The following is a 16,289-nucleotide window of genomic DNA, read 5'->3' as shown; positions in this document are numbered from 1 at the left end:
AGATATGAACAGGATTGGAAGGAAAGACACAAAAAAACCGCATCTTTTAGATAGATGCAGTTTGTTAGCCTTCAATCAACCAAATATATTTCATCTCCAACATGAATTTTTCCTGTTTTAATTACAGAAGCATAGATGCCAAAATTATTTTTTCTTTCCTTATAAACGGTTTTAAGAAGAGAAGGAGCTTTTTCTGAACTGTCAGGGTCCACTGTAATAATCATGCATCTTTCACAATGCCTGTTCAATCTCAGTACGACCTCTGAGCCGATTTTTATCTGTTTGCCGAACCAGCTTTCTTCAATGAACGGAATCTTGTCCTTCAAAGAAAGTACAAGATTAGGACGGAAGCGGCGCTGATCAACTGATTCTCCCCATAGCTCATGGAGTTTATCAAGGGAGGCGTCTGTCACAAGCTGAATATGCTCCTCTTCAATGGCTCCTAGTGGGACATTCTCAGGTGTATAGGATAAAAAAGAAACCTTTCGTTTGGATTTCTCCTCCAGTTCAGAGAGAAGAGCTGGGTCTCCCCATTCCAACACTTTTCCTTCAGGTGTTGTTATTTCCACTTTTGGGTACTCTTGAGTCGATTCCACGCCTGCAAATTTGGCTGCATAACGGACCATCTCTGGAAATTGCGTGATGGTTAAATATTTGTCGTTTCTTGTGTCATCTCTAAAAGTGTGACTCCTGTCCCCATACAAGCCGTATTCCATCACATTTGTTGCTTGTACACTTTCGCCACGAAAGGATTTGACAGGATGACGGACAATTTCTTCAATATGACCTATTAACATGGACTTAACCTCCATTTAAGAATTTTTATCCTAAAAGCCTGTTATTATGTCTTATTCGCCGACTGGATTATTTGGTCCTGGCAGGTGTAATTGATAGAAAGCAAGATCCAGCCATCTATCGAATTTAAAACCAGCTTTCTCAATCGTGCCTGAGTGGACAAAACCGAAATGCTCATGCAATGCTATGCTTTTATCGTTCGCTGCATCTATACCCGCAATCAATGTGGCATATTCCTTTTCAGTAGCAATTGAGATAATCTCCTTCAATAGTGCTGCGCCAATACCCTTTCTTCGATAATTATTGTCAACATATACCGAATGTTCGATAGAGTACTTATAAGCAGGCCAAGCTCGGAATGGTCCAAAGGTTGCGAAACCAACTGCCTTATCGTCAAGTTCATACACAATCACCGGATAGCCGTCTTTCATCTTTTGTTCGTACCATATGCGTCTGTTTTCTAAAGTATCTGGTTTATATGTATACACTGCAGTTGTATTAAGGATTGCATCATTATAGATGTTTAGAATCTGGGGCAAATCCTTTTCTTGAATAGGTCTTATCACGATTTGTTACCCTCCTGTATTAAGCTATTAAAAAGTTTATTTCATTAACTATAACAAAAAAACAGGATTATAAGAAAAAAAGTTAGTTGCAGGTCTTTTTATTCAGGAGTTTATAACTAGCTTAAGGGAATTTTAAGATTTCTCTTCTATAGTAAGTCCTATAACAAACCGACAATAAAAAGATTAGGGGAAATTACTGTGAAAAAGATATCTACAAAAATTATTATATTATCATTAATTAATTCGATGTTTGTGGCAGCGATCAATGTTTGTGCCTCACTCTTTATGAGCAGCAGCCAAGGAAGCAATACAGAGGGAACAGGTGCTGAGCAAGCGCAAAGCGGGCTGCTTGGCCATTTGCCGCCAACGCAAGTACTCATAGGACTTGCCGTTTCTATCGTGCTTGGTGTTATCTTGTCTTACTTCTTAGGGAAATTGATTTCGAAGCCAATTGTCCAACTGACAGAAATAGCCCAAAAAACATCAGAGCTTGAATTGAGTGAGGATGAAAGTATTTTTGGCCGTACACTTGCATCAAAGGATGAAACCGGAGAAATGGCAAGAGCCCTGCTTGAAACCAGAAATTCGCTAAAGTCAATGGCAACTCAATTGAAGTATGTTTCGTCAACAGTTGCAGCTCATTCGAGCAGTCTTACGAAAAACACAGAGGAAAATGCGAGAAATATTAATCAAGTAGTGGCAACTATTGAAGAAATTGCAGTTGGAAACAATAGTCAAGCTCAAACAATAAGTGAAGTGAACTCGACATTGCTTGAGGTGGTCGGTCTGATGGAAACTATAACGACGGAGGCTTCTGCAGGTGCCGATAAGGCAGCAGCATCCATTGATTCGATTGTCGAAGGTCAAAACACTGTTGAACTGCAAGGCAATAAGATGGATGAAAATATCTCTGTGTCAGCAGAAGCAACATCCTCTATCCATGAATTAAGCACAATGATTGGACAAGTTGGCAATTTCGTAGCAGTCATTAGGAATATTGCGGAACAGACGAACTTGCTTGCACTGAATGCAGCCATTGAAGCAGCAAGAGCAGGAGAAGCTGGCAGAGGGTTTGGTGTAGTAGCCGAGGAAATCAGAAATCTAGCCGAGGAATCCTCAAGAGCAGCGAAGGAAATTACAGGTATTATTCATGATACAACAGAAAAAACAAACGAAGCTGTTTCACATATTAATAAAGCACATACTTTAATTGATGAGCAAAAAGATGCATTAAAGATAACGGAAGAAGCATTCACTAACATTAAAATCACCTATGACGGGATTGTTCATAACTTCAAGCAGACAGCTGCTCATATAAATTCAATAAATAGCAAATCGAGAGGTATTTCAGAGCAAATCCAGCAGATGACGGACACAGCCGAGGAATTTGCTGCTAATACAGAAGAAATATCTGCTTCAGGTCAAGAACAGCTAGCATCCACAGAGCTGATTGCTGCCTCTTCAAAAGACTTGCAAATGCTCGCAGAAGAATTAACTGCAGAGGTAAATAAATTTAAAGTTAAGAGTAAAGACAAATAATGATTAGAGCGGCTCCTAAAAGCCGTTCTTTTATATTGTACATAAATTGTTACTATTAATAACCATTATTAAAAAAGTGACTTAAACGGAAACTATGTTAGAAAGCAGCTTCATTTTGCCGTAAAAAAACTTCCTTTAATTTCTAATGGGAATTATTTGTTAATAATACTTGATAAGTAAGCAATATCTTACCAAGAATGAGGAAGTGTCCGTTTGGGGAAAATACTTCGCGTAGCGAAGTTGTTGTAATTGACATGAAAAACTAACAGGCTTATTATTGTTATGATAAATAACTAAGGTAATAAAAAGTAACTCATATAACCAATCAATGGTTTTAGATATGGAGGTTTAAGTGATGGAATCAATGACATTTGTGTTGTTTGGTGCGACAGGTGATCTTGCGAAGAGAAAAATATATCCTGCACTTTTCAATTTATATTTAGACAATAAGCTGCCGCAGGCCATCTCCGTTTTCGGATTAGGAAGAAAAGAATTCACGGATGCTACTTTCCAAGAGCATGTGCGAAACTCAATCGAAACTTTTTCGAGAAGAAAAGCTGCGGACGAAGAACAATTGGAGGCATTTATTGAAAGCTTCCGTTACAGCATCCTGGATGCAACGAAAATAGAGGATTATCAAACACTGTTGGAAAAGGTGGAAAAGCGGGAAGCTGAACGGAACATACCACAAAATCGCATGTTCTATCTGTCTGTTGGGCCAGAGTTCTTTGATCTCATCGCCTTAAACCTGAAGGAAAGCGGTTTGGGTAATACGGCTGGATGGAAGAAATTGATTATTGAAAAGCCATTCGGTCATGACCTTGCGTCAGCTAGAGAGTTGAATGAGAGATTGAGTAAAGCATTCCAAGAGGAAGAAATCTATCGCATTGACCATTATTTAGGGAAGCCTATGGTTCAAAATCTTGAAGCATTGGAATTTGCGAATCCTGTTTTGCAGGCATTATGGAATAAACAGCATATTGCAAATGTCCAAATAACAGCAAGTGAGATGGTAGGAGTAGAAGAAAGGGCTGGCTATTACGATCATGTCGGTGCTCTTCGTGATATGGTGCAAAACCATATGCTGCAAATGCTGATGATGACTGCTATGCATACTCCAGAAAAGGTAGGTCCAGAGCAAATTCGTGCAGAGAAGCGAAAAGTAATGGAAGCTCTTCGTCCAGTCAAGGGAGAGGATATTGCCGAAAATATTGTCAGGGGACAATACAGCAGTGGCGAAGTGAATGGCCAAGCTTCTGTGAGCTATCGAGATGAGCCGAATATTAAAGAAAATTCTCATACAGATACATTTATAGCAGCGCGGATTTGGATTGACAATGAGATGTGGGAAGGGGTCCCATTCTATATTAGAACAGGGAAGAAGATGCAGGAAAAATCAACCCGTATTGTCATTGAATTCAAGGATACCCTTAAAAATCTCTATGAAGAGAAAAAGGATCAAGTTGCACCTAATCTGTTGATTATTGAAATCAGCCCGAATGAAAATATTAAATTAACACTTAACAGCAAGAGCCCATTCGAAAATGGAAAAATGGATCAGGTTGAAATTGATCTCTCAGATGTTCCAAAAGACGTTCCAGAGGCATATGAACGGTTGATTTTTGATGCAATTAAGGGAGATTCTACTTTCTTTGCTCATTGGAATGAAGTGGAATTATCTTGGGAATGGGTACAGCCGATTTTAGATGCATTTGAACAAAATGAGGTTCCGCTTCATTTCTATCCAGCTGGCTCAAATGGACCAGAAGCATCTGATAAACTGCTTGCCGAAAATGGATATAAATGGTGGTTGGACAGCAAGCCGGAAAGCTTAAGTAAATTAGTTTCGATGACATAACATAGCGGCATTGGAATTGGAACATGATATAGGTATTATCAACTGTCTCACATTGTTCGTATAAGGTTTCAAACATTGCCAATATGTTAGGCTTCGTAATAATACATTTTTTTCACAGTTAATCAGGAGGGGTTTAATAATGAAAGTTGGTTTAATTGGTTTAGGGAAGATGGGTCTAAATTTAGGGAAAAATTTATTGGATAATAAACATCAAGTTTCAGCCTTCGATTTAAATCCAAGCGCTGTATCCGAAATGAAGGAATATGGTGCGGATGGAACGACTAGCTTAACAGAGCTTGTTCAATCATTGGAAACACCGAGAGTGCTTTGGATTATGGTACCTCATAATGTGGTCGATTCTGTAATAGGTGAGATGGCTCCATTATTAGCTAAAGGAGATATTGTAATTGAGGCTGGAAATTCCCATTACAAAGAATCAATCCGCAGATATAATGAGCTGAAGGAATTTGGTGTGCACTTTATGGATGTTGGTACATCCGGCGGTATGGCAGGAGCAAGAAACGGCGCATGCTACATGATTGGCGGCGATCAAGCTGCATGGGATGTAGTTGAACCGATATTCCGTGATACTGCTGTTGAAAATGGCTATTTCTTTGCTGGTAAAGCCGGCAGCGGACACTTCTTGAAAATGGTCCATAATGGAATTGAATACGGCATGATGGCAGCTATCGGAGAAGGATTTGAAGTACTGGAGAAAAGTGAATTCGACTACGATTATGAAAAGGTTGCAAAGGTTTGGAACAACGGTTCTGTTATTCGCTCATGGCTGATGGAATTGACAGAGAATGCATTCTCTAAAGATGCTAAATTAGATGAGATTAAAGGGATTATGCATTCTTCAGGAGAAGGAAAATGGACAGTTGAAACAGCACTTGATTTACAAGCAGCAACTCCTGTTATTGCCATGTCGCTTCTAATGCGCTACCGTTCACTTGAGAACGATACATTTACAGGTAAAGTTGTAGCGGCACTTCGCAATGAGTTCGGCGGGCATGCGGTCGAAAAGAAATAAGAAAAAGTTTAAACCTTTAAGCAGGCCTGCTTAAGGGTTTTTTTTACATGAGCACGTTTTAAGTATATCCCTGCAAATCAGTTTATAATAATAGAAGCAAATAAAAGTTGATCGGAGGAGCAGGGAGATTGAGATTAAGTGTATTAGATCAATCCGTGATCAGCAGTGGGTCGACAGCTCATACTGCCTTAAAGAATACAGCAGCATTAGCACAAATAACGGAAGAACTAGGATTTGAACGTTTTTGGGTGGCAGAGCATCATAATGCGAACGGCATTGCAGGCACCTCACCAGAAGTGCTGATTTCCCATCTAGCCGCAAAGACAAAGCGCATTAAAGTAGGCTCAGGCGGTGTACTGCTGCCCCAATACAGTCCTTATAAAGTAGCAGAGAACTTTAAGGTGCTCGAAGCTTTGTATCCAAATCGTATCGATTTAGGAATTGGCAGGTCCCCAGGAGGATCTCCTGAGACACGGCTAGCCTTAACGGATGGCATTCGGAAAAGCTTAAATGAATTCCCAAGGCAAGTGCAGGATTTGCAGAAATTCATTGTCGGAAATCAACAGGATAAGCATACTGTTACTGCTTACCCTGTTCATGAAAGCTTTCCTGAAATGTGGATGCTTGGAGTGTCCCATCGCGGTGCAAGACTAGCAGCAGAACTGGGGTTAGCTTTTACCTTTGGTCATTTCATTGCACCATTGAATGGAAGAAGGGCAATGGATTATTATTACAAATATTTCCAGCCGTCTGTTCATGCAAGCAAGCCGAAAGCCAATATTTGCACTTTTGTTATATGTGCAGATACTACTGAAAAAGCAGAACAAATGGCTGCGAGTCTAGATTTATGGCTGCTGGCACTTGGTAAAGGGGAAGCGAATGCAGAAATTCTCAGTCCGGAACAGGTTAACCGCAAAGTTCTGTCACCAGACGATAAAAAAGCGATAAAGGAAAATCGCCGGAGAATGATTATCGGTACTAAAGAAACTGTTCGGTCAGAGCTTCTTCGTCTTAGTGAGCTTTATAACACAGAGGAATTTATGGTTTTGACTAATGTTTACGAGTTTGAAGATAAGGTGAGATCTTATGAACTGTTGGCAGAAATAGACTTTTAAGGGAGTAAAAAACCTGAAAGAAAAATTTTTTCAGGTTTTTTCTGTCTGTAAGAAGAAAAAGTTGACATTATTTTCTAGAGTGTTATAATAATTTTATCTTGAAGTAGAGATATGTTATGTTGAGATATCTCGCTGAGTAATTATGAATGATAACCGTTATTTACATTTACATAGTTAAAGGTAGTAACGAAATAACTTTTGGAGGGTAATCAAAATGAGTATTTTAGAAACAATTAAAAACCGCCGTTCTTATTATGCAATCAGCAAAGAACAGGTTGTATCTGATGAAAAAATTCAACAAATTGTGAATGAAGCAGTACTTCATACTCCTTCTTCTTTCAATTCTCAAAGCACAAGAGTGGTTGTTCTTTTGAACGATAATCATGATAAAGTTTGGGATATTACAGCAGCAGAGCTAAAGAAAATTGTACCTGCAGAGAACTTTGCATCAACAGAAGAAAAGCTGAACAGCTTTAAGGCTGGCTACGGAACAGTATTGTTCTTCGAAGACCAAGAAGTTATTGAAGGCTTGCAAAAAGCATTTGAATTGTATGCAGAAAACTTCCCAGTATGGGCAAACCAAACAAATGCAATGCATCAATTAGTAATTTGGACAGCGCTTGAAGAGGTTGGATTTGGTGCATCCTTGCAGCACTACAACCCATTGATTGACGAAGCTGTTGCAGCAGAGTGGAATATACCTTCTACATGGAAGCTTATCGCTCAAATGCCATTCGGTAAACCAACTGCACAACCAGGTGAAAAAGAATTCAAGCCATTAGAAGATCGTGTGAAATTCTACAAATAATAAAAGAAGAGTGTGCAGAGTCTCTGCACACTTTTTTGCTTCTTACTTTAAGATGATATCGGGTGATGAATGAAAAAAGAGGTCCAATTCTCGTCAGACTTACAATAAATAGTGCCGCCGATTTTTTCAATAATTTGTTTACATACGAATAAGCCAATCCCTGTCCCAAGCTCTTTTGTTGTGTAGAACGGTTCGAAAATAGTCTTTGTGTTTTCCTCTTCAATCATCGGGCCATTATTGGAAATAACAAAGATTACTTCTTTAGCATTCTTTGTGGTGCTTATCCTTAATTCTCTGCTGGAGGACCTTTGCTTTAATGCATCAATTGAATTCATTATCAGGTTGAGCAACACCTGTTTTAATTCGTCTTTAAACGTATAAAGGAAGAGCGGCTTCGCTTTATCGATTGTCAGATTAATTTTGTTATCAACTGTGCTCGCATAGCAAAGCTGCTTTAAATTATCAAAAAGCAGATCAATCGCAACATTCTCCTTCCCTTTTTTAACGATTTCCGTTTTGGAGGTATGAAGAAATTGTGTAATTCTGAAATTCAATTCGTTCAGTTCATGTTGAATAATATCCAAGTATTTTAAATCAGGGTATTCGTCGCGCAAGATTTTATTGAACCCGATTATGGCTGTAAGGGGGTTTCTAAATTCATGAACAAAGCTGGAGGAAATTTGTCCAAGAATCGCAAGCTTATCCATATGGTTTTCATTGATATATTTAGTTTTCGTATGCAGTTCCCGATTTTTTAGCTGGGTGTACCTTTTCACTGCATGATAGCAGAAAGAATCAAATAGACTGTTTAGATTGTTGACGAAAGATTCTAATTCATGGTGCGGCAGCTGTGCCTGAAAGCAATATTTAATCAGAATGCTTCTGCCTGTATTTACGTTAAAGATGAAATCGCCAATATTAATGCCGGCTTCAAGCCGTTGTTTGCCAACCTTATAGGCAAACTCTTGGAGCTCAGCTTCGGAATAAGTATCTGACAATGCCTTTATGAGAAGTCCATACATCGTCACAGCATTTTTCTCAATTTCCGCCTTATGAGGATCATCGTTTTCAATGACGGACATATTAATCCATTCATTGATAAATGTAGACTGGTGTTCTATTAGAAATAACATAAGCTTATTTTGTTGGTCGTTTATTAGCAAAACAAACCCTCACTTTGCTTTTTTTTAAGGATAATGATTGTTTTAAGTAACTTATTCGACGCACCAAAAGAAATACCTTTTTGAAATTCTTTTTGCGTTCTTCTAAATGATTAGTGGAATAATTTAGAAGGGAAAAAGCGGTTTTTTCTAGTAATATTGATGCATAATATTCTTGCAATAGAAAACGTTATCATCTATAATAGGTTTAGTAAGGATTGTTACTGTTAGGCAGGCAAAACCTGAATCAACTAAACTTATGGAGCAAAGCAGTTTATCTATGAGTTTATTTGGTTCGGGTTTTTTTATGATAAAATTCGAAGGAAAAGTGATTAGAATGAAAATTTTAAAAGTATTTAATAATAACGTCGCTTTGACTAGAGACCTTAATTCTACGGAAATGGTAGTGATGGGCAAGGGACTTGCATTTCAGAAAAAGGTCGGAGATGAAATAGATGAAGAGAAAGTGCAAAAGGTATTTGTCTCGCCTTCGGAAAACTTCGCGGCCAAGCTTTCTGAGCTTTTAAATGAAATTCCTTATGAGATTATGTCACTTTCAAAAGACATTATTGAGCTTGCAGAGAGGGAATTGCATACAGAGCTGAACGATTCGTTGTATTTATCGTTATCGGATCATATCCACTTTGCCATTACGAGAATTAAAAATGACATCCCCATCAAAAACGCATTAATGTGGGAAGTGAAGAAGTTTTATAAAGCCGAATATCATGTTGCCCGCATTGCTCTTGGACTGATTAAGGAAAGAACAGGTATGGAGCTCCCGGAAGATGAGGTTGCCTCCATCGCACTGCATATCTTTAATGCAAGGCAAGATAATACTGGCTTGGAAGAAACCGTAACGATGACAAATATCGTTAAAGATGTGACGAATATCGTTAAATATCATTATGGAATAGACTTTAATGAGGAATCAGTCAATTACAGCCGGTTCGTTACACATTTGCGCTATTTTGCCTACCGTATGCTGCGCGGAGAAATAAATGATGAGCATAATGACGCTCTTTATAACCAAGTCAAAAGACAATATGCCGAAGCATATAAATGTACAATGAAGGTTGCCGATTACTTGGAAAAGGAATATTCCATGAAAATGACGAAGGATGAGCTTGCCTACTTCATGATTCATATCCACCGAGTGTCAATAAGAGAGAAAAAGATTTAACAGCAAAAGGACCACTGTTTCTGTACAGTGGTCCCTTTCTGCTTTTTAGCCTTGTTGATTTAATTTCGAATCGGTAATTTTTTCTTTGCTCATGAACAGGATAAACACAAATGACAGCAGCAGGGGAACAAAGGTCCACAGGAAAGTTGTGCTGATTGAGTCTGCGAGTACATCTGTAATCTGCTTCAGAATATCTGCAGGGATATGTGCTCTTGCTTCAGGTGAGAGAATACTTCCGCTTTCTGCGCTGCCTGCTCCTTCCTGCATTGCTGCCGGAAGTCCGTCTGTAAAGCTGTTTCTTTGAATTACTCCGAAAACAGTAATTCCCAGTGTCATGCCAAGTGACCGGAGAAAATTGCTTGTCGAGCTGGCAATTCCGCGCTGCTGCGGTAAAGCTTTCTGCAGCGCAGCCATCCCAAGCACCGAGAATGACGGTCCTACTCCAAGTCCAATTACCATCATATAGATAGTAACAGCTAAGCGTGGTGTGCTTGGTTCAAGGGTGCTTAACAAATATGTTCCGACAGCCATGATGATTCCGGAAGTAAGCATGATGGATCGATAGCTGAATTTATTGGCAAGTGATCCGCCAAGTGCTGCTGCAATACTTGATGTTACCATCATTGGCAAAAGAAGCAGCCCTGAGTTGGTAGCCGTTCCACCAGTTACTCCTTGGATATAAAGGGGGATATAGATAGTTGAGACCATAAATACACCGCCGTAAAACATGCCTGTTAATACAGTTGTTGTATAAAGACGTTCTTTAAATAAGTTGAATGGCAAAATCGGATCTTTCGCCAATCTTTCCACTACAAGAAAGATGATAAAGCAGACAGCAGATAGACAAAACAGGGAAATGATTTGCCATGAAATCCATGAATAGGATTCTCCGCCTAGTTCCAGTCCAAACATTAAAGCTATTGTAAAGCCGAGCAAAAATATGAATCCGAACCAATCAATGAATTGTTTCGTATGTGTTTTAGATTCTTTATAAAAAATAACGATTAATGCTAATGCGATAATTCCGATTGGAATGTTAATAAAGAAGATCCAGCGCCAATCGAATTGCTCTGTAATAAAGGATCCTAATAAAGGACCGGCGATGCTCGATAACCCAAAGACAGCTCCGAAAATACCGCTCATTTTACCGCGGACCTCACGAGGCACGACATCCCAGATAATAGTGAAAGCGATAGGCATCAAGGCGCTTCCGCCAATTCCTTGAATTGCCCTGTAAATACATAGCTGTATCATCGAGTCTGCCATTCCGCAAAGGACAGAGCCAGCTAGAAATAGGAGAATTCCAAATACAAAAAACTTCTTTCTGCCATACATATCTGATAATTTCCCGAATATCGGCATACCTGCCATCTCTGCAACTAAATAAGCGGAAGTAACCCAAACATATTTATCCATTCCGCCTAAGTCACCGATAATGGAACCCATGCTAGTGGCTACGATTGTGTTGTCAAGAGACGCAACAAAAATACCAAGCATTAAAGCAATCATAACAGGAACTAATTTTGTCTGATTAGAAGACATACAGTATAACCCTCTTTTCTTATTTAACAGTGTTAAATGAACAATATGCAGTTTAACATGGTTAAATAGGTTAGTAAAGAATTATTGCCACAAATAATATACAATATAAGTATAAGAGGTGACTTTCATGACGAGAAAAAATGTCAGCAAAGAAACGATAACAGATGCGGCCCTTGAGCTGCTTCATGAAAACGGCTTATCGCATGTGACGATGCGAAATGTTGCAGCTAAGCTGAAAATAAAGGCCCCAGCCTTATATTGGTATATAAAAAATAAACAGGAGCTATTGCAGCTGCTTGCTGAATACATATCAAGCCAATTTGAATTTCCGGAAGAATGCAAAAGCTGGGAGGAAGAAATTGAGTTATTCTCCCTTGAATTAAGGAGAGTATTATTGTCTGTTCCCGATGGAGCAGAAATAATGATGGATACATTGCCTGTAACAAGGCAGCGGTTGCTGCTGATTGACAGGACATTCGCCATTTTTCACCGAGCAGGCTTGCAAGAGGACAAAATTTTTCAGGCCGTTAACAATATCAATACATATGTGACGGCATACGTACTCGACGAGCAAAAACAGCAAAGACTGCTTGAAGAAATTGGATTTGAAGCAATCCAAGAGAAGTTCTCCCAAGCTATTGCCGAAATTTCAAAAGAAGAAGCTCCATATATTTATCACCATTTCCTTTCGCCAAATGAAGGTTTGAAGTCAAAGGATGACTTCCTATTAAGTTTACGGGTGATGATAAAAGGACTGCAGCAGATACAATAGGAAGAAAGAGAACTACAGAAGGGTGCCATCTTGGCATCTTTTTTTTGTCTATTTTCAAATAATGAAAATGATTACATTTTATTTTTTAAATGTATAGACAAATAGTATTAAATGATTATAATAATAAATGTAAGCGGTTTTTGAAAACGATTTAGTGAAATAGAATATATAAAAGATAAAGGAGCATGATCGATATGAAAAAGATATTACTAGCTTGCAGTGCAGGAATGTCTACTAGTTTACTAGTTACAAAGATGGAAGAACATGCAAAATCAGTTGGAGAAGATGCAAAAATTTGGGCTGTCGGTCAGGACAAAGCTAAGCAAGATATGGCTGAAGCAGATGTAGTTTTGATTGGGCCGCAAATGAGCTTCTTGAAGGGTGAACTTCAAAAAGCAGCAGATCAATATGGAATTAAAGTAGATGTTATCGACATGATGGCATATGGCTTGGCAGACGGTAAAAAAGCGTATGAACAAGCACTTGCTTTAATGGGTGATAAGTAATGGAAAAGATTGATGTTAATACATTAACGGCAGAACAAATCAATTTCATGCTTATCCTTCACAGCGGCAATGCAAGAAGCAAAATCATTGAAGCACTCCGTGAGTATCGTTCTGGTAACCCGGAAGCAGCAGACGAGCTGCTTGTACAGGCAGAGGCAGATTTAAGTGTTGCTCATGAAATTCACTTTAAGCTTGTTCAGCAGGAGGCATCTGGAAACAAGGTGGAATTCGCTCTTCTTCTAATGCATGCAGAAGACCATTTAATGTCTACGCTTTCCATGAAGGAGCTTGTTAAGGAATTGCTGGAAATTTTTAAAGAAAAGAAATTATAAACATTACTGTATATCCAAAGGGGGAGAATCCTGTGTTTGAAAAATTAAGCAAATATTTGGTGCCAATAGCAGGGAAATTAAATAACAACCGTTATTTAACTGTTCTGCGTGACGCATTTATGCTGTCATTTCCGTTGACAATTTTCGGTTCCATTTTTGTCGTACTGACAAACCTGCCATTCTTGAAAAAATTCATGAGTGCTGATTCTATTGCAACCTTCCAATCATTATTTGGAATTGCCAACTCTGCAACAATGGGCATCATGTCTGTGTTCGTCGTGTTTGGTATCGGTTATTACCTGTCCAAAAGCTATAATGTGGAGGCTGTGTTTGGCGGTGCAATCGCACTTGTTTCTTTCTTATTATTAACGCCATTCGTCGTTCAGCCTGAGACAGGTGATGCTATTTCCGGGGTTATTCCTGTCGATCGCCTCGGTGCGAAGGGCATGTTCCTTGGTATGATTACAGCATTTATTGCCGGTGAAATTTATCGTACAATCGTGCAAAAGAATATCACAATTAAGATGCCTCCTGGTGTACCGCCAGCAGTGGCAAAATCGTTTGCAGCATTGATTCCTGCCGTTCTTACATTGACTTTCTTCTTGCTTGTGAATGTTATTGTAACAGCAGCTTTCGATACAAATCTGCATGATGTTATTTATAAAGCAATTCAAGCACCGCTTGTAGGCTTGGGCAGCGGCATCATTCCGACACTTATTGCCGTATTCTTCATTCAGATTCTATGGTTCTTTGGTCTTCATGGTCAAATTATCATCAACTCTGTAATGGATCCAATTTGGAACACACTTCAAGTGGAAAACTTGACTGCATATACGAGCGGACAAGAAATCCCTCATATCATTTCAAAACCGTTCATGGAGATTTATACAGTCGGCATGGGTGGTACAGGTATGACACTTGCAGTAGTATTTGCAATCCTTGTATTCATGAAGAGCAAGCAGATGAAGCAAGTAGCAAAACTTGGACTTGGACCTGGTATTTTCAACGTAAATGAACCGATTATCTTCGGTTTGCCAATAGTTATGAACCCATTGATTGTAGTGCCTTGGATTATTTCGCCAATGATTGTTACATTAGTAACCTATTTTGCAATGTCAACTGGAATTGTTCCGCCGCCTACTGGCGTTACCGTGCCATGGACTGTGCCATTCTTCATCAACGGCATCATGGCTACTAACTCCCTTGCAGGAGGACTGATGCAGCTTGTCAATATGGCGATTGTATTTGCAATCTGGTTCCCATTCCTGAAAGTCATTGACCGTGTCAATGTGAAGAAGGAAGAAGAAGAAATGAATAAAGCATCTTAATATAACTCAATTGTAGAAGGGAGGAAGCAGAGTATTGGCTTTAGCGGCAGCAAAGCGCAGTATTCCTGCTTTTTCCTATAAGCAATACATCTTAGATAGGTTTTTGAAAGGGGAATTACGCAATGACTGTAAATAATGAAGTGAAATATCGTTTTCCAGATAATTTTTGGTGGGGATCTGCTGCATCTGCAACACAAACAGAGGGAGCAGCTAATGTTGACGGAAAAGGACAAAATATATGGGATTACTGGTACGAACAACAGCCAGAACGTTTTTTTGATGGAGTTGGGCCATCAGATACATCACAATTTTATGTAAAGTATAAGGAAGATATTAAACTAATGAAGGAAATTGGCCATAACTCCTTCCGCATGTCTATTTCTTGGTCAAGGCTTTTCCCAGAGGGTAAAGGAGAAATAAACCCGAAAGCAGTAGAATTCTACAATAATGTTATTAATGAATTCATTGAAAATGGCGTAGAGCCATTTGTCGGCTTGTTTCACTTCGATATGCCAATGGAACTGCAGAAAATCGGAGGTTGGGCAAACAGAGAAGTGGTTGATGCATATGTAGCTTATACTGGCACTTGCTTCGAGCTGTTTGGGGACCGTGTGAAAAAATGGTTTACTCATAATGAACCAATCGTTCCAGTAGAAGGCGGTTATTTGTATGACTTCCACTATCCAAATGAAGTAGACTTTAAGAAGGCTGTCCAAGTCGGCTATCATACAATACTTGCAAGTGCAAAAGCAATTCAAGCCTATAAAAAACAAGGACAAGATGGAAAAATTGGTATCGTTCTAAACTTAACACCATCATATCCGCGCAGCCAAAATCCGGCAGATGTAAAAGCCTCTGTGCTTGCTGATGCTTTCTTTAACAGATCGTTTCTTGATCCGTCTGTGAAAGGGGAATTCCCGCAGGAGCTTGTTGATATTCTTAAAGAGGAAGGCTTTATGCCTGAAATAGAGGATGGAGATTTGGAAATCATCCGCAACAATACAGTCGACTTGCTTGGTGTCAATTACTACCAGCCAAGACGAGTGAAAGCAAAAGAGCATCTTCCAAATCCAGAAGCTCCGTTTATGCCAGATCGCTATTTTGATAACTATGTGATGCCAGGCAGAAAAATGAATCCTCACCGCGGCTGGGAAATCTATGAAAAAGGAATATATGATATTCTTATTAATTTGAAAGATAACTACGGCAATATTGAATGCTTTATCTCAGAAAATGGGATGGGTGTTGAAGGAGAAGAAAAGTTCCGTGATCCTAATGGAATCATTCAGGATGATTACCGGATTGAATTCATTTCAGGCCATCTTAAATGGGTTCATCAAGCAATCGAGGAAGGTTCTAACGTAAAAGGATATCATCTATGGACATTCATGGATAACTGGTCTTGGACAAATGCTTACAAGAACAGATATGGCTTTGTGTCTGTTAATCTTGAAAAAGACGGAGAACGCACAATTAAAAAGAGTGGACAATGGTTTAAAACAGTCGCAGAAAATAACGGCTTCTAATATGGTTGAGTAGCAAAGCCCCAGTCGAATTAAACATTCGACTGGGGCTTTTTAGCTTTAAGCCTAAAATCCAAACAGGTGTATTATGTCATAAATGGAAGTTCTTTTAATCTTATTGACCGGTATTAAAATATAACATGTTAAAGTGATTAATTTATATCCAGCCTTGGTCTAATTTAATATGACTTATTTGTGAAATCAAGCTTACGAAACATTATGACCTTTT

Annotated in this window: 15 protein-coding genes; 11 read left to right on the top strand and 4 right to left on the bottom strand. The window is 39.0% G+C overall.

Annotation, left to right across the window (positions count from 1 at the left end):
- Positions 1-71: 71 nt before the first annotated feature.
- Together MKX82_RS16465 and MKX82_RS16460 are read right to left on the bottom strand one after the other, a co-directional pair.
- On the bottom strand, positions 72-797 hold the full coding sequence (locus tag MKX82_RS16465) for an MOSC domain-containing protein (RefSeq protein WP_237941880.1): 726 nt from the start codon (positions 795-797) through the stop codon (positions 72-74).
- 51 nt (positions 798-848) lie between these two features.
- Positions 849-1,361, bottom strand: coding sequence for a GNAT family N-acetyltransferase (locus tag MKX82_RS16460; protein ID WP_233316581.1), 513 nt, complete (start codon positions 1,359-1,361; stop codon positions 849-851).
- Between the two features lie 198 nt (positions 1,362-1,559).
- Between MKX82_RS16460 and MKX82_RS16455 the strand changes: the two genes are divergently transcribed.
- From MKX82_RS16455 to MKX82_RS16435, 5 genes are all read left to right on the top strand, one after another.
- On the top strand, positions 1,560-2,900 hold the full coding sequence (locus MKX82_RS16455; protein WP_341078490.1) for a methyl-accepting chemotaxis protein: 1,341 nt from the start codon (positions 1,560-1,562) through the stop codon (positions 2,898-2,900).
- Positions 2,901-3,255: 355 nt separating this feature from the next.
- Positions 3,256-4,758: a glucose-6-phosphate dehydrogenase gene (gene zwf, locus MKX82_RS16450; RefSeq protein WP_341078486.1), complete on the top strand. Its 1,503-nt coding sequence runs from the start codon at positions 3,256-3,258 to the stop codon at positions 4,756-4,758.
- 139 nt (positions 4,759-4,897) lie between these two features.
- Entirely contained in the window at positions 4,898-5,791 is an 894-nt protein-coding gene (gene gnd, locus MKX82_RS16445) for a phosphogluconate dehydrogenase (NAD(+)-dependent, decarboxylating) (RefSeq protein WP_233316578.1), read from the top strand.
- A 128-nt stretch (positions 5,792-5,919) separates the two neighbouring features.
- Positions 5,920-6,906 (top strand): LLM class flavin-dependent oxidoreductase, encoded by a 987-nt coding sequence (locus MKX82_RS16440; protein ID WP_341078482.1) that lies wholly within the window; start codon positions 5,920-5,922, stop codon positions 6,904-6,906.
- A 214-nt stretch (positions 6,907-7,120) separates the two neighbouring features.
- A complete protein-coding gene (locus tag MKX82_RS16435; protein ID WP_233316576.1) occupies positions 7,121-7,714 on the top strand; it encodes a nitroreductase family protein in 594 nt (197 codons plus the stop codon).
- Between the two features lie 47 nt (positions 7,715-7,761).
- Here the strand turns inward: MKX82_RS16435 and MKX82_RS16430 are convergent, their stop codons facing one another.
- Positions 7,762-8,847, bottom strand: coding sequence for a histidine kinase N-terminal domain-containing protein (locus MKX82_RS16430; protein WP_341078481.1), 1,086 nt, complete (start codon positions 8,845-8,847; stop codon positions 7,762-7,764).
- A 364-nt stretch (positions 8,848-9,211) separates the two neighbouring features.
- Here MKX82_RS16430 and licT point away from each other — a divergent pair, with 364 nt between their 5' ends.
- Positions 9,212-10,057 carry a BglG family transcription antiterminator LicT gene (licT, locus tag MKX82_RS16425; protein WP_233316574.1) on the top strand — a complete coding sequence of 282 codons (846 nt, stop codon included), beginning with the start codon at positions 9,212-9,214 and terminating at the stop codon, positions 10,055-10,057.
- A 45-nt stretch (positions 10,058-10,102) separates the two neighbouring features.
- Here licT and MKX82_RS16420 read toward each other — a convergent pair whose 3' ends face one another.
- Positions 10,103-11,599, bottom strand: coding sequence for an MDR family MFS transporter (locus MKX82_RS16420; protein WP_237941876.1), 1,497 nt, complete (start codon positions 11,597-11,599; stop codon positions 10,103-10,105).
- A 127-nt stretch (positions 11,600-11,726) separates the two neighbouring features.
- Here MKX82_RS16420 and MKX82_RS16415 point away from each other — a divergent pair, with 127 nt between their 5' ends.
- The 5 genes from MKX82_RS16415 to MKX82_RS16395 all read left to right on the top strand — a co-directional run bounded on the left by MKX82_RS16415 (position 11,727) and on the right by MKX82_RS16395 (position 16,063).
- Positions 11,727-12,371: a TetR/AcrR family transcriptional regulator C-terminal domain-containing protein gene (locus MKX82_RS16415; RefSeq protein WP_233316572.1), complete on the top strand. Its 645-nt coding sequence runs from the start codon at positions 11,727-11,729 to the stop codon at positions 12,369-12,371.
- A gap of 194 nt (positions 12,372-12,565) precedes the next feature.
- A complete protein-coding gene (locus tag MKX82_RS16410) occupies positions 12,566-12,877 on the top strand; it encodes a PTS sugar transporter subunit IIB (RefSeq protein ID WP_237941875.1) in 312 nt (103 codons plus the stop codon).
- On the top strand, positions 12,877-13,209 hold the full coding sequence (locus MKX82_RS16405; protein ID WP_233316570.1) for a PTS lactose/cellobiose transporter subunit IIA: 333 nt from the start codon (positions 12,877-12,879) through the stop codon (positions 13,207-13,209). The genes MKX82_RS16410 and MKX82_RS16405 overlap by 1 nt, the downstream gene beginning before the upstream one ends.
- A 32-nt stretch (positions 13,210-13,241) precedes the next feature.
- Complete coding sequence (celB, locus tag MKX82_RS16400) at positions 13,242-14,537, top strand: PTS cellobiose transporter subunit IIC (protein WP_233316569.1); 1,296 nt, start codon at positions 13,242-13,244, stop codon at positions 14,535-14,537.
- Between the two features lie 122 nt (positions 14,538-14,659).
- Entirely contained in the window at positions 14,660-16,063 is a 1,404-nt protein-coding gene (locus MKX82_RS16395; protein ID WP_233316568.1) for a glycoside hydrolase family 1 protein, read from the top strand.
- Positions 16,064-16,289: the final 226 nt, after the last annotated feature.

The organism is Niallia sp. FSL R7-0271 (assembly GCF_038005785.1).
GTDB lineage: Bacteria > Bacillota > Bacilli > Bacillales > Cytobacillaceae > Niallia.
Note: the sequence above shows the minus strand (reverse complement) of the source record. Positions and strands in the feature narration are given on the sequence as shown.